Origin of the sequence: Kribbella sp. NPDC026611, from assembly GCF_040638345.1 — a bacterium.
In the GTDB taxonomy this organism is placed as follows: Bacteria; Actinomycetota; Actinomycetes; order Propionibacteriales; family Kribbellaceae; genus Kribbella.
The window spans coordinates 75,500-94,043 of the sequence record NZ_JBEZYC010000004.1 but is presented as its reverse complement, the minus strand read 5'-3'; the positions used below and the strand labels follow the sequence as shown (position 1 = coordinate 94,043).

18 protein-coding genes are annotated in these 18,544 nt (G+C 69.3%); 7 read left to right on the top strand and 11 right to left on the bottom strand.

Going from position 1 to position 18,544, the window contains the following annotated elements; genetic code table 11:
• Positions 1-21: 21 nt before the first annotated feature.
• The 7 genes from AB0E69_RS17570 to AB0E69_RS17540 all read right to left on the bottom strand — a co-directional run bounded on the left by AB0E69_RS17570 (position 22) and on the right by AB0E69_RS17540 (position 7,579).
• Positions 22-1,623, bottom strand: a complete 1,602-nt coding sequence (locus AB0E69_RS17570) for a thiamine pyrophosphate-binding protein (RefSeq protein ID WP_360146229.1) — start codon at positions 1,621-1,623, stop codon at positions 22-24.
• Positions 1,620-2,381 (bottom strand): cyclase family protein, encoded by a 762-nt coding sequence (locus AB0E69_RS17565; RefSeq protein ID WP_360146226.1) that lies wholly within the window; start codon positions 2,379-2,381, stop codon positions 1,620-1,622. Before AB0E69_RS17565 ends, AB0E69_RS17570 begins: the two co-directional genes overlap by 4 nt.
• 63 nt (positions 2,382-2,444) lie before the next feature.
• Positions 2,445-2,993, bottom strand: a complete 549-nt coding sequence (locus AB0E69_RS17560) for a nucleosidase (RefSeq protein WP_360146223.1) — start codon at positions 2,991-2,993, stop codon at positions 2,445-2,447.
• A complete protein-coding gene (ispG, locus tag AB0E69_RS17555) occupies positions 2,990-4,138 on the bottom strand; it encodes a flavodoxin-dependent (E)-4-hydroxy-3-methylbut-2-enyl-diphosphate synthase (RefSeq protein ID WP_360146220.1) in 1,149 nt (382 codons plus the stop codon). The genes AB0E69_RS17560 and ispG overlap by 4 nt, the downstream gene beginning before the upstream one ends.
• Positions 4,139-4,166: 28 nt before the next feature.
• A complete protein-coding gene (locus AB0E69_RS17550; protein WP_360146213.1) occupies positions 4,167-5,477 on the bottom strand; it encodes a M50 family metallopeptidase in 1,311 nt (436 codons plus the stop codon).
• A complete protein-coding gene (dxr, locus tag AB0E69_RS17545; RefSeq protein ID WP_360146210.1) occupies positions 5,474-6,694 on the bottom strand; it encodes a 1-deoxy-D-xylulose-5-phosphate reductoisomerase in 1,221 nt (406 codons plus the stop codon). The genes AB0E69_RS17550 and dxr overlap by 4 nt, the downstream gene beginning before the upstream one ends.
• A 39-nt stretch (positions 6,695-6,733) precedes the next feature.
• Complete coding sequence (locus AB0E69_RS17540) at positions 6,734-7,579, bottom strand: FHA domain-containing protein (protein ID WP_360146207.1); 846 nt, start codon at positions 7,577-7,579, stop codon at positions 6,734-6,736.
• Positions 7,580-7,657: 78 nt separating this feature from the next.
• On the opposite strand from AB0E69_RS17540, the gene AB0E69_RS17535 reads away from it, so the two are divergent.
• The 6 genes from AB0E69_RS17535 to AB0E69_RS17510 all read left to right on the top strand — a co-directional run bounded on the left by AB0E69_RS17535 (position 7,658) and on the right by AB0E69_RS17510 (position 11,416).
• The gene (locus tag AB0E69_RS17535; protein ID WP_360146204.1) at positions 7,658-8,338 is read left to right on the top strand and encodes a type 1 glutamine amidotransferase; all 681 of its coding nucleotides are present in this window, start codon (positions 7,658-7,660) and stop codon (positions 8,336-8,338) included.
• A 65-nt stretch (positions 8,339-8,403) separates the two neighbouring features.
• The gene (locus AB0E69_RS17530; RefSeq protein WP_360146201.1) at positions 8,404-8,979 is read left to right on the top strand and encodes a DUF1707 domain-containing protein; all 576 of its coding nucleotides are present in this window, start codon (positions 8,404-8,406) and stop codon (positions 8,977-8,979) included.
• Between the two features lie 34 nt (positions 8,980-9,013).
• Complete coding sequence (locus AB0E69_RS17525; protein ID WP_360146198.1) at positions 9,014-10,177, top strand: acyl-CoA dehydrogenase family protein; 1,164 nt, start codon at positions 9,014-9,016, stop codon at positions 10,175-10,177.
• Positions 10,178-10,244: 67 nt separating this feature from the next.
• Positions 10,245-10,538 carry a DUF6458 family protein gene (locus tag AB0E69_RS17520; protein ID WP_360146195.1) on the top strand — a complete coding sequence of 98 codons (294 nt, stop codon included), beginning with the start codon at positions 10,245-10,247 and terminating at the stop codon, positions 10,536-10,538.
• A 34-nt stretch (positions 10,539-10,572) separates the two neighbouring features.
• Entirely contained in the window at positions 10,573-10,965 is a 393-nt protein-coding gene (locus tag AB0E69_RS17515; protein WP_360146192.1) for a nuclear transport factor 2 family protein, read from the top strand.
• Between the two features lie 10 nt (positions 10,966-10,975).
• Positions 10,976-11,416, top strand: a complete 441-nt coding sequence (locus AB0E69_RS17510) for a group II truncated hemoglobin (RefSeq protein ID WP_360146189.1) — start codon at positions 10,976-10,978, stop codon at positions 11,414-11,416.
• Between the two features lie 82 nt (positions 11,417-11,498).
• Here the strand turns inward: AB0E69_RS17510 and rny are convergent, their stop codons facing one another.
• From rny to AB0E69_RS17495, 3 genes are all read right to left on the bottom strand, one after another.
• On the bottom strand, positions 11,499-13,184 hold the full coding sequence (gene rny, locus AB0E69_RS17505; RefSeq protein WP_360146186.1) for a ribonuclease Y: 1,686 nt from the start codon (positions 13,182-13,184) through the stop codon (positions 11,499-11,501).
• A gap of 1,134 nt (positions 13,185-14,318) precedes the next feature.
• Positions 14,319-14,765: an Rv0909 family putative TA system antitoxin gene (locus AB0E69_RS17500; protein ID WP_360146183.1), complete on the bottom strand. Its 447-nt coding sequence runs from the start codon at positions 14,763-14,765 to the stop codon at positions 14,319-14,321.
• Positions 14,766-14,906: 141 nt separating this feature from the next.
• Positions 14,907-17,132 (bottom strand): excinuclease ABC subunit UvrA, encoded by a 2,226-nt coding sequence (locus AB0E69_RS17495; RefSeq protein ID WP_360146180.1) that lies wholly within the window; start codon positions 17,130-17,132, stop codon positions 14,907-14,909.
• A gap of 61 nt (positions 17,133-17,193) precedes the next feature.
• On the opposite strand from AB0E69_RS17495, the gene AB0E69_RS17490 reads away from it, so the two are divergent.
• A complete protein-coding gene (locus tag AB0E69_RS17490; RefSeq protein ID WP_360146177.1) occupies positions 17,194-18,147 on the top strand; it encodes a WYL domain-containing protein in 954 nt (317 codons plus the stop codon).
• Here the strand turns inward: AB0E69_RS17490 and AB0E69_RS17485 are convergent.
• Complete coding sequence (locus AB0E69_RS17485; RefSeq protein ID WP_360146174.1) at positions 18,144-18,533, bottom strand: hypothetical protein; 390 nt, start codon at positions 18,531-18,533, stop codon at positions 18,144-18,146. The two genes, AB0E69_RS17490 and AB0E69_RS17485, sit on opposite strands and share 4 nt — an antisense overlap.
• Between the last annotated feature and the right edge of the window lie 11 nt (positions 18,534-18,544).

Sequence of the window (18,544 nt, the reverse complement as noted above, 5' to 3'; positions counted from 1 at the left end):
GCCAGGATAGTCAGCGGATCATCAGTGGCCGCGGAACGCCTCCTCGAGCCACCACGACGGCTGGTCGGAGACCACCTTCGCGTCCAGCAGCAGGGGCTTGGAGCGCGGCCCGTGCAGCCAGTCGCGGACGGCATCCAGGTCGGCGACGGTCCGCACGGTCGCAGCCTCGAAGCCGTAACCGCGGCCGATCGCCGCGATGTCCGTCGGCGGGAACGTGACCGTGTCGAGCGGGTATCCGGTGAAGTGGTGCACCTCGGCGCCGTACGCCTCGTCGTTGTAGACGACAACGAGCATCGGCAGGCCCAGTCGGCGTACGGTGTCCAGCTCGGCGGCGCTCATCAGAGCGCCGCCGTCGCCGAGCGCCGCGACCGGCAGGCGGTCCGGTCGGGCGAGCGCGGCGCCGATCGCGGTGGCGAGCCCCAGCCCGACGGACTGGAAGGCCTGGGTGAAGCACAGGCCGTTCTCGTCCGGCACCTCGAGGTAGGCGCTCGGGTAGCCCATGAAGTTGCCGGAATCGACGGCGATGACGCGCTCGGCCGGCAGCAGGTCGTCGAGCGCGATGCTCAGGGTGCGGGGGTCGATCCGGTCAGCTGTGCTCATGTCGTCGTACCCGACGTCCCGCCAGCGGACGCTGCCTGGGTCGGTCGTGCGGTACCCCCTCCGCTGCTCACCGAGGACCAGCGCGGCGGTCAGCCCCACGTCCCCAGTGACGCCGAGCTGGATCTCGCGGTGGGCGCCGAGTGCAGCCGCGTCGTCGTCGACCTGTACGACGGTTGCGTCGGGGGCGATCAGCTGGCCGTGGCGCATCGTCCACATGTTCAGGGCGCAACCCCAGCCGACGATGAGGTCGGCGCCGCGGATCAGCTGGGCGGTGCGAGGTGAGGCGAAGCCGCCGGAGATGCCCAGCGACCAGGGGTTGCCATTGAACAGCCCGTGCGCAACGGCCGAGGTCGCGAGCAGCGCACCGCAGCGTTCGGCCAACGCTTCGAGGGCCTGTCGAGCTCCACGCGCTCCACGCCCAGCAACGAACACCGGCCGCTCCGCCCGCCGGAGCAGGTCCGCCAGCGCAGCGACCGCACCGGCCTCGGGCAACACCGGCTCCCGCTCGGGCACCGGTGCTGCGTCGAGTGTCCCCTCGGGCGCTTCCAGCGGCTGAAGGGACAGCGGGACGTTGAGCAGGACCGTCCGGCGCTCGTGCGCGGCTGTCGCCACGGCCTTTGACGCCTCCGCGACGGCTGTGTCCGCCGAGGTGATCCGCAGCGGCAGGGCACCGACCGAGCGGGCGAGAGCGTCCTGGTCGACGTAGAAGTTCGACCGCGGTTCGGAGGCTTCCGCCGCGACCACGATCATCGGCGTCCGGCTCTTCGCCGCCTCCGCGATGCCGGTCATCGCGTTGGTCAGCCCGCACCCCTGATGGACCGACAGTGCCGCGACCGTCCCGCTCATCCGCGCGTACGCGTCGGCCATCGTGGCGGCACCGCCCTCGTGCCGCGCGGCGACGAAGCGCGCGCCGGCGGCCACCATCGCGTTGGTCAGGTGGAAGTTGCCCGAGCCGACCACGCCGAACACCTGGCGGACCCCCGCGGCGGCCAGGGCCTGGCCGACGGCGGCCGCGACGTTCACCGGCGTTCGACCAGCGCGAGCACGCGTGCGGGGGCGCCGGAACCGCTGACGATCGGCAGCGGTCCAGCGATGACGACGGCACCGGTCGGAGGCAGCCGGTCGAGGTTCTGCAGCTGCGTCAGGCCGTACTTGTCGCTGCCCATCAGGTAGGAGTGGCACGGGAACGGCGGGTCGAACGAGTGCGCCTTGCCGGCGTCGGTACCGACGGTCTCCACGCCGAGGCCGAGGACCGGCGTATCTTGCGCGACCCACCGCGCGCACTCCGGGGACAGGCCCGGCGTGTGCGGCCCGTTCTCGTCGGCGTTGAGGAACGTCTCCTGCGAGTGCGACCGGGCGCTCCAGCCGGTGCGGACGAACAACCACCCACCCTCCGGCAACGGCACGTCCTTGAGGTGCTCGACCTCCACCAGGAAGTCCGGGTCTTCAGCCACCTCAGCGGTGAAGTCGAGCACCACGGCCGGCGCGATCAACCGCCGCGCCGGCACCGACGCCACATCGTCGAGATCCTTGCCGGTCACCCAGTGATTGGGCGCGTCGAAATGCGTCCCCGTGTGCTCACCGGTGGTGAAGTTGTTCCAGTACCAGGCCGGCCCACGGTCGTCGTACCGGCTGATCTCCTGCAACGCGAACGACGCCGTCTGCCCGAACTCCGGCGGCAACTGAATCACCGGCGTCTGCGCCGACAACGGCGACGTCAGATCGACAATCTCTACCGACCCGTCCGCCAACGCCGCCAGCAGCCCACCCAGAACCGACATCCCGACCTCCAGTGAGTTGAGCCCCCGACGCTAGGCCGCCACCCACCCTCGCGTCCAGATGGTTCAGGGGGTGTTGGCGGTGACCCATTCGCCGAGGATCTTGGCGCTGGCGTCCACCAGCGCAGGCCAGTCAAGAGCTGCTTCGTCGGCCGAGTCGGAGACGTGCTTCACAACTCGCACCGGTACGCCGAACTCGCGGCACGCGTAGACAACGCCGTACGCCTCCATGTCGACCAGGTGCGCCCGCTCCGCCAACCGAGCCCGCACGGCCGGATCCGTGACGAACACATCGCCGGACGCGAGGACGGTCCCGTCGCCGCCGTCGACGGGTAGCTCCTCCTGCGGGTCCAGCCCGATCGCACGAATGGCATCCGCGTTGAGGTCGTGGTTGATCACCACGCTCGGGAGGTAGAGCCCAGCCAGGCCGTCGCGCAACGCGCCGGTGGTCCCGACGTTCAGGACCACCAGATCGGAGATGTCGCCACCGGCCAGCGCTCGGCTGACCGCCACTGCCGCCGCCGTCTTTCCCGCCCCGGTGATCAGCACCGGGATGCCCTCGGGGACGTAGCGGGCTTCGCCGGGGACTGCGCTGACTACCAGGTAATCGGTCACCCGACGGAGACGGTGGGCTCGCCGGGCTCGGCCGCTTCCATCTGCTCGGCGATGCGCATGGCCTCTTCGATCAGGGTCTCGACGATGGCCGACTCGGGGACGGTCTTGATCACCTCGCCCTTGACGAAGATCTGCCCCTTGCCGTTGCCGGATGCAACGCCCAGGTCGGCCTCGCGAGCCTCACCCGGGCCGTTCACGACGCAGCCCATGACGGCGACCCGGAGCGGGACCTCCATCCCCTCGAGACCGGCGGTGACCTGCTCGGCCAAGGTGTAGACGTCCACCTGGGCGCGCCCGCAGGACGGGCAGGAGACGATCTCGAGCTTGCGCTCGCGGAGGTTCAGCGACTGCAGGATCTGCAGACCGACCTTGACCTCCTCGACCGGCGGCGCGGACAGCGAGACCCGGATCGTGTCCCCGATGCCCTTCGACAGCAGCGCGCCGAAGGCGACCGACGACTTGATCGTGCCCTGGAACGCCGGCCCGGCCTCGGTCACGCCGAGGTGCAGCGGCCAGTCACCCCGCTCGGCCAGCATTTCGTACGCCTGCACCATCACGACCGGGTCGTTGTGCTTGACCGAGATCTTGAAGTCGTGGAAGTCGTGCTCCTCGAACAGCGACGCCTCCCAGACCGCGGACTCGACCAGCGCCTCCGGCGTCGCCTTGCCGTACTTCTCCAGCAGCCGCTTGTCCAGCGACCCGGCGTTCACGCCGATCCGCAGCGACGTGCCGTGGTCCTTGGCCGCCTGCGCGATCTCCTTGACCTGGTCGTCGAACTTGCGGATGTTCCCCGGGTTCACCCGGACCGCGGCGCAGCCGGCCTCGATCGCGGCGAACACGTACCCCGGCTGGAAGTGGATGTCCGCGATCACCGGGATCTGCGAGTGCCGCGCGATCTCCGCCAGCGCGTCGGCGTCCTCCTGTCGCGGGCAGGCGACCCGGACGATGTCGCACCCGGCCGCGGTCAGCTCGGCGATCTGCTGCAGCGTCTTGTTCACGTCGTTGGTCGGCGTCGTGGTCATCGACTGCACCGAGACCGGCGCGTCCCCGCCGACCAGCACACTGCCCACCTTGATCTGGCGGGTCTTGCGGCGCGGAGCGAGGGTGGGTGGCGGCAGCGCGGGCATGCCCAGGTTGATGCTCATGATTCCTTTGACTGTCGGTTCGGGGTGTTCAGCCGTTGAAGAGCCGGATCGGGTTCACGATGTCGGCGATGACGAGCAGCACGCCCATCACCACGATCACGCTGGCCGCGACGTACGCGACCGGGAGCAGCTTGGCGACGTCGACGTACCCGGGGTCGGGCCGGCCGAACAACTTGGCCAGGCCGCGCCGGATGCCTTCCCAGATCGCGCCGATCATGTGCCCGCCGTCGAGCGGCAGCAGCGGGATGAAGTTGAACAGGGCGAGGAACAGGTTCAGCGACGCGAGCAGCGAGACCAGGAAGGCGACCCGCTCACCGCCGGTCAGCGACTGGTTCGACGCGATCTCGCCGGCCACCCGGCTGGCGCCGACGACGCTCATCGGGCTGTCCTCGTCGCGGTCGCCGCCGACGATCGACTTCGCGACGCCGACCAGCTTCTGCGGGAAGTTGCCGATCGCCTTCACGGTGGCGACGGTCAGCTCGCCCATCTTGTCGACGACGTACCCCGGTCCCTGCCGCTCGACCCGCATCTCCGGCGAGACGCCGAGGAAGCCGACCGAGACGAACTTGTCCGACCCGGCGTCGTCGCGGACCTGGTTGACGATCGTGCTCGTCCTCAGGGTCTGCTCGTGACCGTTGCGCTCGACAACGATCGTCGCGGGCTTGTCGGTGTTCGCCCGGATCAGCGGGGTGAGCTGGTCCCAGCTGGAGATCTGCGTGCCGTTGAAGGACACGATCCTGTCGCCGACCTGGAAGCCGGCCTGCTTGGCCGGCGAGACCTTGTCGGTGTCGGTGCACTTGCGGTCGGCGGTAGCCTGCGAGGCCGGTACGACGCAGTCCGTGACGGTCGCCACCGTGGTCTGCGCGACGTTGGCGCCGTACAGCATGAAGAGCCCGCCGAACAGCACCGTCGCGATCACCACGTTGACCAGCGGCCCGGACGCCATCACGATCAGCTTCTTCCACCACACCTTCTGGTAGAAGAGCCGGCCGTCGTCCTCGGGCGCGACCGTCTCGTAGTCCGCGGTCCGCGCGTTCTCGACCATCGACTGGATCGGGCCGGTGTTGGCCTTGCGGACCTTGGTCGGGTCCGCGCCCTTCGCGGGCGGCATCATCCCGATGATCCGGACGAAGCCGCCGGCCGGGATCGCCTTGAGCCCGAACTCGGTCTCGCCGCGCTTGACCGACCAGACGGTCCGGCCGAAGCCGACGAAGAACTGCGTCACCTTCATCCCGAAGGCCTTGGCGGGCAGCATGTGGCCGAGCTCGTGCAACGCCACCGAGATCAGGATCCCGAGCACGAAGAGCACGATGCCGAGGATGGTGAGAAGCGCGGTCATGCCGTTTTGGTCTCCTGTAGGCCGGTGATCTCACGGGCTCGGGTTCGGGCCCACTCGTCCGCGGCGAGCACGTCGTCGACGGACAGTTCCTCATACGAGGGTACGTCGTGTTCGGTCAGCACCTGGGCCACTGTGTCGACGATCGCCAGGAACGGCAGCCGGCCGTCCCGGAACGCCTGGACGCAGACCTCGTTCGCCGCGTTGAACACCGCCGGCGCCGTCCCGCCGCGCTCCCCCGCCTCCCGGGCGAGCTGGACGGCCGGAAACGCCTCGTTGTCGAGCGGCTCGAACACCCAACTGCTCGCTTGGGTCCAGTCACACGCCGCCGCGGCGTCCGGAATCCGGTCGGGCCAGCCGAGCGCGAGCGCGATCGGCAGCACCATGTCGGGCGGCGAGGCCTGCGCCACGGTCGAGCCGTCGACGAACTCGACCATCGAGTGCACGATCGACTGCGGGTGCACGACCACCTCGATCCGGCTCATCGGCAGCCCGTAGAGCAGGTGCGCCTCGATCACCTCGAGGCCCTTGTTGACCAGGTTGGCCGAGTTGATCGTGATCACCGGGCCCATGTCCCAGGTCGGGTGGTTCATCGCCTGCTCGGGTGTGACATCGGTCATCTCGGCCCGCGTCCGGCCCCGGAACGGGCCACCACTCGCGGTCACCACGAGCCGCCGTACCTCGTCCGCCGTACCGCTGCGCAGGCACTGGGCGATCGCGCTGTGCTCGGAGTCGACCGGCACGATCTGGCCCGGCTTGGCCAGCCGGGTGACGATCGGGCCGCCGATGACCAGCGACTCCTTGTTCGCGAGGGCCAGCGTCGTACCGGCGTCCAGCGCGGCGAGCGTCGGCCGCAGCCCGACCGAGCCGGTGATCGCGTTCAGGACCGTGTCGCACGGCATCGCCGCGAGCTCGCTGGAGGCGTCCGGGCCGGTGACGATCTTCGGGATCCGGAACTCGCCCTGCGCGTAACCCTTGCGCTGCGCCTCCGCGTAGAACGCGAGCTGCAGGTCCTGGGCCACGGTCGCCTTGGAGACCGCCACCACCTCGACGTCGAACTCCAGCGCCTGCTCGGCGAGCAGCCCGACGTTGTCGCCGCCGGCGGAAAGCGCGAGCACCCGGAAGCGGTCCCGGTTGCGCCCGATCAGCTCGAGCGCCTGCGTACCGACGCTGCCGGTCGAACCGAGGATGACGACGCTGCGCTGGTTCACGCCGGCCATTCTTCCAGGTGTGTACCCATCGTGACGATCCCGGTGCGCTCAGGCGGCCGGTTGCCCCAGGTACAAGCGGTACGCCAGTGCCCCGAGCCGGAGTTCGTCGCCGTCGCCGACCATCGCGACCTCGATCGGTACGCCGTTCACCAGCGTCCCGTTGGTCGAGCCGAGGTCGCGCAGCTCGTAACTGGACGCGTCGATCCGGAGCAGTTCCGCGTGATGCCGGCTCACCTCCTGCCGGTCCAGGATCAGGTCGCAGTCCGGTGCGCGGCCGATCCGGACGAGATCGAGCAGCGGTACGACGTCCGCGTCCGGACCGATCAGGATCGGCTGCGGGGCGTCCCCGAGTGCCTTGGCGATCTCGGCCACGCCACCGGTCTTGATCGGCAACGAGACGATCAGGTCGTCGCCCTTGGCCACATACAGGTTGTGCTGCGCGCCGTACGCCTGCAGCAGGTCGCCGTACTCGTCCAGCACGACCGCGGACACGTGGTAGTACCCCGGTGGGAGCTGCGCGTACGCCGCGGCGCCCAGTGCGGTCGTCAGGATCAGGGCGTCGTACTCCTCGTGGCTGATGTCGGTGATGGTGATCAGGACCGGGTTGTTGGCAGTCAGGTGTGCCTCGGCGCCGGTGTCGCCCGGCGTGAACTCCACGGTGAGCATCGGTGCCGGACGTACGTCGTCCATGCCGGTCAGGCGATCTACGGCCGGGACCGTGCCGGGCGGGACGGACAACGGCACGTACTGGCCGGGCGACCGCACGAGCAGGTCGAGCTGGGGTCGCTGCAGGCCGGTACTGCGGGCCAACAGGTACGCGCTCACCAGGCCCTTGCCGAAGATGAAGGCGACGTCGCCCACGACTGCCCGCACGAATCCACTGGTCGGCTCCATCGGCACCCCCCAGTGGACCAGTATCCCGGAATCAGGACTCCGGTACGACGGGACCGGTGTGCCGCGTACCTTGTCCCGGTGAGCGTGCTGATCATCGAGAACGACGTCAGTAGCGGACCTGGGCGACTGCTCGACTGGCTGGACCAGCGTGGTACCGCGGCGACCGTCGTCCGGGCGTGGGACGGTGAAGAGATACCCCCGACCATCGATGGCTATGCAGCGCTGGTTCTACTCGGTGGCGGGATGCTCCCGGACGAGGACGAACGCTCCCCGTGGTTGCCGGCTGAGCGGGAGCTACTGCGCGCCGCGCACGGCCGCGTGCCGGTGCTGGGGATCTGCCTCGGCGGTCAGCTCGTGGCGCACACCTTCGGCGGGGAGGTGCGCGGTGCTTACGGGCTGCCGGAGAAGGGGGTCACCTCGCTGAGCGTGGTGGCCGAGGACCCGTTGCTGGTTGGGCTGGGGTCGTCGGTGCGAGCGGTGGAGAGTCACCAGGACCAGATCACCCGGCTGCCCGACGACGCCGTACTGGTGATGTCCAGCGAGCGGTGCCCGGTCCAGATGCTGCGGATCGGTCAGACGTGGGGTGTGCAGTTCCACCCGGAGGCGGCCGCAGACAGGGTCCGGCGGTGGGACGTGGAGCGACTGCAGACCATGGGGTTCGAGCCTGCGGCAGTGTTCGAAGACGCGGACCGCTACGCCGACGAACTGGAGCGGACGTGGTCGACGGTGTTCGGCCGCTTTCTCGATCTGGCGGCCTGATTTGGCGCTGAGTTGACGCTGAGTTGACGCTACCTTTGGCTCCATGAGTCTGGAGCAGCCGCCGCATGAGTCTGGAGCAGCCGCCGCCTGGTCCCCGGGCATCCGACAACGACCGTGAGCGTGCCGCCGCCGTGGTCCAGGAAGCGCACACCGACGGGCGGCTGGACTTCCAGGAACTCGACGAGCGGCTGACCCTGATCTACACCGCGAAGACCCAGCTCGAGCTGCGGAACGCGACCGCGGACCTGGTCCCGGTGTCGCACGGCAGCTCGCAGGAGCTCACGCTCCGGGCCCGGCACAGCGCGCAGAAGCGTGAGGGTGCGTGGACCGTGCCCGAGAAGCTGACTGCGGTCGCGGAGCACTCGTCGGTCAAGCTCGACTTCACCGACGCGGTGGTGCACTGGACCGAGATCACGGTCGACGCGCATGCAGTCCACAGCTCCGTGGTGATGATCATCCCGGAAGGCTGGAGCGTCGACATCGACCAGGTCGACATGGTCCACAGCGCCGCTAAGAACAAGGCCGTACCGCCCCGGTCCGGCGGCGTCCGCCTCCGCGTCACCGGCGAAGCCCGCCACGGCAGCATCGTCGTACGGCACCCACGCAAGCGCCACTGGTGGTGGCCCTGGTACCGCAAGTGAGCCCTCTGGGGCGCACAGCGGCTAGCGTTCGGGTATGAGTGCTTCGGTGGATCTTCTGGACGTCGACTCCCTGCTCACCGAGGAGGAGGTCGATGTCCGGGCGGCGGCGCGGCGGTTCGCGGACGAGCAGCTGCGGCCGTCCCTGCCGGAGTGGTTCGAAGCGGCGTCGATCCCGGCGCGGGAGCTCGCCAAGGAGCTGGGCGCGCTCGGGTTCCTAGGGATGCATCTGACGGGGTACGGGTGCGCCGGGCTCGGGCCGGTGGCGTACGGGCTGGCCTGTCTGGAGATCGAGGCGGCGGACTCGGGGATGCGGTCGCTGGTGTCCGTGCAGGGGTCGCTGGCGATGTACGCGATCTGGAAGTACGGCAGCGAGGAGCAGAAGACCGAATGGCTCCCCCGGATGTCCGCGGGCGAGGCGATCGGCTGCTTCGGGCTGACCGAGCCCGACTTCGGGTCCAACCCGGCCGGGATGCGGACCAACGCCCGGCGCGACGGCGACGACTGGATCCTGAACGGCTCGAAGATGTGGATCACCAACGGCTCGGTCGCCGACGTCGCGGTGGTCTGGGCGCGCACCGACGACGGCGTCCGCGGCTTCGTCGTACCGACCTCGACGCCCGGGTTCTCGGCGCCGGAGATCAAGCAGAAGCTGTCGCTGCGGGCCTCCGTCACGTCGGAGCTGGTGTTCGAGGACGTCCGGCTGCCCGGTACGGCGATGCTGCCGGAGGCGCGCGGCCTGTCCGGTCCGCTCGGCTGCCTGAACGAGGCGCGGTTCGGGATCATCTTCGGCGCGATGGGCGCGGCGCGGGACTGCCTGGAGACCGCGATCGGGTACGCCGGTGAGCGGCTCGTGTTCGACAAGCCGCTGGCGGCGTACCAGCTGACCCAGGCGAAGCTGGCCGACATGGCCGTCGAGCTGAACAAGGGCACCCTGCTCGCCGTCCACCTCGGCCGGCTGAAGGAGAAGGGCACGCTGCGGCCGGAGCAGGTCTCGGTCGGCAAGCTGAACAACGTCCGCGAGGCGATCGCGATCGCCCGCGAGTGCCGCACGATCCTGGCCGCGAACGGGATCAGCGGCGAGTATCCGATCATGCGGCATGCCAACAACCTGGAGTCGGTGCTCACGTACGAGGGCACGTCCGAGGTGCACCAGCTGGTGATCGGCCAGGCGCTGACCGGGCACGCCGCGTTCCGCTGATTACCTGCCGCCCACTTTGGGCACAGGGGGTGAGAATGGTTACTCCCAGTGTTCGAAAGGAGCAGGTATGCGGATCGGAGCAGGCATCGCACTCGTGGTTTTCGGCGCGATCATCGCGTTCGCGGTGCGGGACACGTCCGACACGCTGAACCTGACCGCCCTCGGGATCATCATCATGCTCGGCGGAATCGCCGGCATCTGGATGTCCTACCGTCTGGCCAACCCGCGCCGACGGCACGGCAAGCCTCTGATCGACCCCCAGGTCGAGAAGCAGTACAACACCACTCCCCCGCAGAAGGTCGCCGGCGAGACCATCGACGTCACCCCGACCCACCTCCGCGAGGAACGGGACCGCCTTTAAGGCTGCTTGAAGCTCGCGTGCAACCGTCAATCCCATGGACACCAACCGAGAGACGCTCGAGCGGCTCTGGTCCACCGACGGCACCCTGACGCTGTCCGCCGAGGCCGAGCACGAGCTCCGTACCGACGACTACGTGCTGGAGATGCCGCAGTCCGGCGAACGCATCGCCGGCCGCGACCGGATGCGCGCGATGCAGCGCGAGTACCCCGCTCCGCCGTCGATCCAGATCCTCCGGATCACCGGCGAGGGCGACCACTTCGTCGTCCTCGGCCGGTCCGACTACGGCGGCGACATCTACTACGTCGCCAACATGGTGGAGTTCCGCGCGGGCCGGATCGCGCGCGAGACCCGCATCTACGGCGCCCCGTTCGACCCGCCGGAGTGGCGGGCGAAGTACGCCTCTTCCGCTGCGGACGGAGCGATGTAATCATGTAACGGTGACGGAGCCGACGATCTACGAGCACCTCGGCGGGGACGACGCCCTGCGTCGCGCGGTCGACATCTTCTACTCGTCGGTGCTGGCGGACCCGATGCTGAAGCCGCTCTTCGGCGCGGGCCGGCCGGAGCACGTCGACCACCTGACCGCGTTCATGGGCGAGGTCTTCGGCGGCCCGGCCCGCTACACCGAGGAGCTGGGCGGGTTCGACCACATCGTCGCGACCCACCGCGGGCTCGGCATCGCCGAGGCCCAGCGGGCGCGGTTCGTCGAACTGATGATCGCTGCCGCCGACAAGGCGGGCCTACCGACGGACGAACGCTTCCGTGCCGCCTGGGACTCGCATGCCGAGTTCGGCTCCCAGGTGGCGATGCAGAACTCGAACGCCAGGTCCGACCAGGAGCTGCACCCGCTGCGGGAGATGCCCCTCTGGACCTGGTGACCGTTGCTTAAGGCAATGGTACGACGGCCGACCTGGGCCCCTCGGTCTACTTGGCGACCTCGGTCTACTCGGCCGCTTCGGTCTACTTGGCGACCTCGGTCGCTCTCGACTCGCGGACGACGGTGACCCGGATCTGACCGGGGTACGTGAGCTCCTCCTCGACCTGCTTGGCGATGTCGCGCGCCATCACCTGCGCGGCGATGTCGTCGACGGCGTCCGGCAGGACCATCACCCGGATCTCCCGGCCGGCCTGCATCGCGAACACCTTCTCCACGCCGTCGTGGTGCATCGCGATCTCCTCGAGCCGCTCGAGCCGCTGCACGTACGCCTCCAGCGACTCCCGCCGCGCGCCCGGCCGGCCGCCGCTCACCGCGTCCGCGGCCTGGGTCAGCACGGCCTCGACCGTCCGCACCTCGACCTCGTTGTGGTGCGCCTCGATGCAGTGCACGACGTCGTCGGGCTCGCCGTACTTGCGGGCCAGCTCGGCGCCGACGATCGCGTGGCTGCCCTCGGACTCGTGCGTGAGCGCCTTCCCGATGTCGTGCAGGAACGCCCCACGCTTGCACAGCTTCGGATCCAGCCCGAGCTCGGACGCCATCATCCCGGCGATGTGTGCGGACTCGACCAGGTGCTTCAGCACGTTCTGCCCGTACGACGTGCGGTAGCGGAGCAGACCCATCGTCCGCACCAGCTCCGGGTGCAGGTCGGTGATGCCGACCTCCGCCATCGCGTCCTCGGCCGCCCGCTCGCACAGCTCGGCGACCTCACCCTTGCTGCGCTCGTAGATCTCCTCGATCCGGCTCGGGTGGATCCGGCCGTCGAGCACCAGCGAGTCCAGCGTCAGCCGCGCGGTTTCCCGCCGGACCGGGTCGAAGCACGACAGCAGCACGGCTTCCGGGGTGTCGTCGATGATCAGGTTCACGCCGGTGGTCTGCTCGAACGACCGGATGTTCCGGCCCTCGCGGCCGATGATCCGGCCCTTCATGTCGTCGCTCGGCAGGTGTACGACGGAGACCACTGACTCGCTGGTCTGCTCGGACGCCAGCCGCTGCACCGCGCCGGTGATGATCTTGCGGGCCTTGACCTCGCCCTCGTCCAGCGCCTGCCGCTCGATGTCGCGGACGATCGTGTGCGCATGCCGCTTCGCCTCGGCCTCGATCGAGGCGACCAGTTCGGCCTTGGCCTGCTCGGTGGTCAGGTTCGCGACGCCTTCGAGGATCCGGCGGCGCTCGTCCTCGAGGTTCCTGATCTCTGCCTTGCGCTGGTCCAGCTCGCCCAGCTGCGCGGTCAGCTCGAGCTGCCGCTCCTCGATCCCGCGGTGCTGCTCGTCGAGCCGCTCCTCGCGCTCGGTCAGCCGGTGCTCGCGGCGCTCCATCTCCAGCCGCTGCTCGCGCAGGTCGTCGCGGATCGACTGCGCCTCCGCCTCCGCTTCCCGCCGTAGCTCGGCGGCTCGCTGCTCCGCGTCCCGCCGTACCTCGGAGGCACGGTCCTCGGCGGCGCGGCGGATCTCCTCGGCACGCTGCTCGGCCGCCTCGGCGCGGGTCCGCAGTACCGCGGCCTCCTCCTCGGCCTGGCGGCGGACCAGCTCGGCGGCGGACTTGGCGCCGGCGGCGATGTGGGCCGCCTCGAGCTGCGCATTGGTCGCGGAGACTGAGCTCTGGACGGCGCTTTCGGCGGCCTTGCGGCGGGAGAGGGTCAGGCCGATCCACGCCAGCAGTCCGGCGATCAGCAATCCGATCAGGGTCAGGCCAACAGACATCGCGGTCATCGGCGTCTCCCCTCTCCTTCGAGTCCACGCGGGACTTTGGCGTCGGTCGAAGGGACTCGCCACTCGGACGGTTGCGGAGATACGGCTGTACGCACCACCGTGGGTACGGCGGTGCGTCGTCGGCGTTTGCTCACCGTGAGCCACCACTGCGGTGACTCTGACTGCTCTGCGCTGCTACCTATCCGACGGCGGTTACTGCGTCGCCGCGGTCCTTCAAGGCTTTGTCGAGCGTGGTTTGCGTGTCTCGTCCCGGCCGTCCGGATCAACCGGCCCACCGGTGCTATGTCCGCCACCGTCTAGGTGGAGTGATCCCTTCCTGATTCCGAGGCTAGGCGCGCCCCATCACAGGGTCAAGACGGACACTCCTGCACCCCCCATCCATCACCCGCCGCATTCCCCCCGTCACACCACCCACCCCAGTGGTCTACAACCCCCAACCCACCAACCACCCAGCCCTCAACTCGTGACCCGCTAGCCCCACGGACGCCCCAGGCCCCTCAGCGTTCACCAACCCACGGTGCACCCACTCAACACCTGGGTGCCCGCCAACCCCACGCTCAACCAACCCATGCCCGCCCACCACCCACCCCGGCCCTAACGGCCACCCGGCACAGACAGACCAATTCACCCACCACGCGACGTGCACCCGCCGCCAAGCACCCGCCCGGGCACCGTCCAGCTCCCGCCCAGCGACCGGCGCACCCCTCAACTCCTGCCCCACGGGCCGGGGGTACTACGCCGGTTCTACCGCACGACATGAAGCACCGGCCGGTTCCTGCCCCACAGCTCAGGCCTCCGGCCGCCTCCTGCCCACACTCCCGGCAGCACGTCCGGCTACCGACGCGCGGTCCGGCTGTTTCTACTGACCGAGGATGGACCCTGCGGAGCTCTCGAGGTTGGGAGTGGCGGCTCGCCATCTACGGCCCCGGCCAACACCGCGCGACGTGCGAAGCCCGCCGAGCTCCTGCCTCACGGGCCGGGAAACAAGCCGGTGCTGCCGCACGACATGAAGCACCGGCCGGTCCTGCCGGACAACCCGCAGCACGGTACGGCTTCTGTCCGCGGGCTCGGCCGGCTTCTGGCGCACGGGCCGGGGGCCGTGGGCTTGGCCCGCGGCGCCCGGGGCGGCTGGTTCTACTGGTTCGAGGGTTGGGATCCTGCGGAGCTCTCCTGGTTGGGGGCCGGGGGCTCGCCGCCTACCACCCCGGGGCCGCTGCCGGTGTGCGTGGACTCGTCCGGGTTGCCGGTCTGCGCCGCGGCTTCCTGCGGGCCGTCGCTGACCGCCTCGGCCGGCTTCTCCTCGGCGGGGTCGCCACCGCTGCCCGAGTCCGGCATGCTGCCGGCCGGCTGGTTCGTGCTCGCCGTACCGGCCGCCGCCTCCGGCGCAGCGTCCTCAGTGGTCTGCTTGTCGACGAACGTGCCGACCTTCTGCTGGACCGCGTCGACCTTGTCCGCGTACTTCCCGCCGGTCTGCTTGTCGATCAGGTCGCCGGCTTTCTCGACGCCGGCCTTGATCTTGTCCGGGTTCTGCTTGACGACATTCCGGAGCCAGTTCTTCGCCTGTTCCTGGAAATCGTTCATCTGCACCCTCCGCGGTGTCTGGGGCGGATCGACGGAAAACCACAGCCTACGGCCCGGGCAAAAACCGGTCCTACCTCGGATAACACACCGTCACACCCCAGCCGTCAACGCCCCTCGCCGCCGGGCCGCCCCGAAACCACGTCACGCTCCGTGACACAGCGCCCGGCTGGTCGGCGTCGTACCGTCCGTGTAGCCCTCGACGTACCCCTCGAACAGCACCGTCCCGCCATGCCGGCCGGGCCCCGGCCCGAGGTCGATCAGCCAGTCGGCCTGCCGGATCACCTCGAGGTTGTGCTCGACAACGACCACCGTGTGCCCGTGCTCGACCAGGCCGTTCAGCACCGCGAGCAACATGTCGATGTCGTCCAGGTGCAGACCAGTCGTCGGCTCGTCCAGCACGTACGTCGTGGGTCGCTCCGCGGCGCGTAGCTCCTTCGCGATCTTGACCCGTTGGCACTCACCGCCCGACAACGTGTTGAGCGACTGCCCGAGCCGCAGATACCCCAGCCCGACCGCGCTGAGCTGCTGAAGGGCCTTCACGACCGCCGCCTCCGGCAACTCGTCGATCGCCTGGTCGATGGTCAGCGCCTCGACGTCCGCGATCGAGTGCCCGTTCACCTTGTACGCAAGGACTTCCGCCCTGAACCGTTGCCCGTGGCACGTCTCACACACCACCTCCTGATCCTCCATGAACGCGAGGTCGGTGTGGATCACGCCGAGCCCATTGCACTCCGGGCAGGCACCCGCCTTCGAGTTCGAGCTGAACAGCGCGACGTCCACGTCATTTCGTTTGGCAAACAACCGGCGGATCGCCGGCGCGATCCCGGTGTATGTGATCGGCGTCGACCGGCGGCTCGCGCTGACCGCCTTCTGGTCGATCACCACCGCCTCGCACTGCGTCACCAGCTCCTGCGCCAGGCTCGACTTCCCCGATCCCGCGACGCCGGTCAACACGGTCATCACACCGAGCGGAATACCGACCGTCACGTCCTGCAGGTTGTTCCGCCGCGCGTTCTTCACCATCAGCAAACCGTTGGCGGGCCGTGGGTTCGGCTTTACCGGGCGCTGGTGCGCGAGCGCTTTCCCGGTCGGCGTACCGGCGTTCCGCAGTTCGTCGAAAGTGCCCTGAAAGACCAGCCGACCACCGGCGGCACCGGCGCCCGGGCCGATCTCGACGATCTGGTCGGCGTGCCGCATCACCGCCGGGTCGTGCTCCACCACGAGCACGCTGTTCCCGTTGTCCCGCAGCCGTTCGAGCAGCTCGATCATCGATTCGACGTCGGTCGGATGCAGGCCGACGGTCGGCTCATCGACGACGTACGTCATCTCGGTCAGGCTCGACCCGAGGTGCTTCACGGTCTTGATCCGCTGCGACTCGCCGCCGGACAGCGTGGTCGTCGGGCGGGCGAGGTTCAGGTACCCAAGGCCGATCGTCACCATCGCCTCGAGCCGTGCCGTGAGTGCCTCGACCACCGGCGCGACCTTGGCGGCGTTGATCTGCCGGGCGAACTCGAGTACTTCGGTGAGCTCGACCCTAGCCAGCTCGCCGATCGTCCGGCCGTGGACGGTCGCGGTCCGCGCCGCCTTGTTGAGCCGCTCTCCCCCGCACTCCGGGCACGTCGTCGAGCGGGTGAACTTCCGGATCGCGTCCTGCTTGCGGTCCGACAGGTTGTCGGAGGTGTGCAGGTAGATCCGCTCGAAGCGCTCGACCACGGGCTGGTAGTCCTTGGGTACCGACCAGCCGGCGGCCGCGGCCGCGTCCCCGCCGTACAGCAGAGCCTCCCGTTCGAGCGGTGTCCACTCGTGCAGCGGGGTGTGGATGTCGACCGCCTTGATGTACTGCGCGTACCAGCGGGCGGCGTTGCCGAAGCCGGGCACGAGTACTGCGCCGTCGGCGAGCGACTTGTCGAGGTCGAGGAAGCGGTCGACCGCGCTGACCACGATCTCGCCGAGGCCCGAGCAGGTCGGGCACATACCGGCCGGGTCGTTGAAGGAGAAGTGTGTCGACTCGCCGACGTACGGGTCGCTGAGCCGGCTGTACAGCAGTCGCAGGTACGTCCACGCGTCGGTGATCGTGCCGACGGTCGACCGCGCGTTGCCGCCGACGCGGCGCTGGTCGATCACGATCACTGGCGTCAGTCCGCCGATGTGCTCGACCTCTGGCCGGGTCCACTTCGGCAGCCGGTTGCGGGCGAACGGCGGGAACGTCTCGTTCAGCTGGTATCCGGCCTCGGCGGCGATCGTGTCGAACACCAACGACGACTTGCCGGACCCCGATCGGCCGACGAACACGACCAGCTGGTTCCGCGGTACGTCGAGATCGAGGCCGTCGAGGTTGTTCGTCCGGGCGTTCTGCAGCGTGATCATGCTTCGACGCTAACGGCAGATGTGGCCGGATTTTGACCGCATTTACTGGCAAGCTGAAGGCATGGCGGATGTGACCGCGCGGATGCTCGCGCTGCTGTCGACGCTGCAGAGCGGCCGCTCGTTCAGCAGCGCCGAGCTGACGCGCCGGCTGGACGTGAGCCCGCGGACGCTGCGGCGGGACGTCGATCGCCTCCGCGGATACGGCTACCCGGTTGAGACGCAACCGGGTCCTGGGGGCTACTACCGGCTGGCGGCCGGTCGGACGTTGCCGCCACTTGTCCTGGACGACGACGAGGCCCTCGCGACTTTGCTTGCCTTGGCTGGGTTGGCCGGCCTGTCCGCCTCGGTCGAGGGCGGAATCGACGACGCGGCGCTGCGCGCGTACGGCAAACTCGACCAGTTCTTGCCCGCGCATCTGCGCGGTCGGGCCGTGTCGCTCCGTTCCAGCCTGGAGACGAGCCCGCAAGCTGCGCCGCGCGTCACCGCCGCCCAGCTGGGGACGCTGGCCGAGGCGATCGTGCAGTCCGAGACCATCTCGTTCGCCTACGAGAACGCGTCTGGTGAACGCTCGATCCGGCGGGGCGAGCCCTATCGCCAGGTCCAGCACCTGCTCCGCTGGTACCTGCTCGCGTGGGACCTGGACCGCGCCGACTGGCGAACGTTCCGGGTGGACCGAATCTCCGACGAGCGCCGTACGCACACGCCCTACACGCCGCGCCCGCTACCCGCCGCATCCGCCACCGAGTACCTCCGCCAGGGCCTCAACAAGTCCAAGCAGGAGATCGAGCTGATCATCGACGCCGGGCTGGTACCTGTCGCCGACGCCCTGAAATACCTGGACTCATCAGTGGAGTCGATCGACGCGGACCACACCCGCGTCGTCGTCGGCCTGGACACGTGGCAATGGCTACTCACCAACCTGGCCTTCCTCGACGCCGACTTCCACATCGTCCGCGCCCCCGCCACCTTCACCAACGGCTACCGCACCTTCGGTCAGCGGTTGCTGGAGGCCTAACGGTTCAGGTGCTCCTTGGCAACATCCTTCGGCGCATACACCAGCCACCCGTCGAGCAGCGCCTCCTCGAGCACCTCCACCGGCACGCGGTCCAACTGCACCAGCACCGCGGCGTACCCGTTGAAGTGCGGAATCGTGAAGAACCCGTCGCCGGCCCGCGCAGTCAGCACGGCTTCCTTCTCGGCCAGATCCTCCGTCCGAATCGCCAGGATCGGCCCCTGCGGCGGCGTCTCGTCCCCGAACCTCTTGAGGTCAGCCTTGCTGAACCCCCGCTCCCACGCGTACGCCTTCCCCGCAACCGTCCACGTCCGCGCCCCGTGCCGAACGATCTCCTCGGTCCCCGGCAACCCCCCAACGACCCGCGCCACGTCCTCAATCCCAGCCATACCCCGCACGC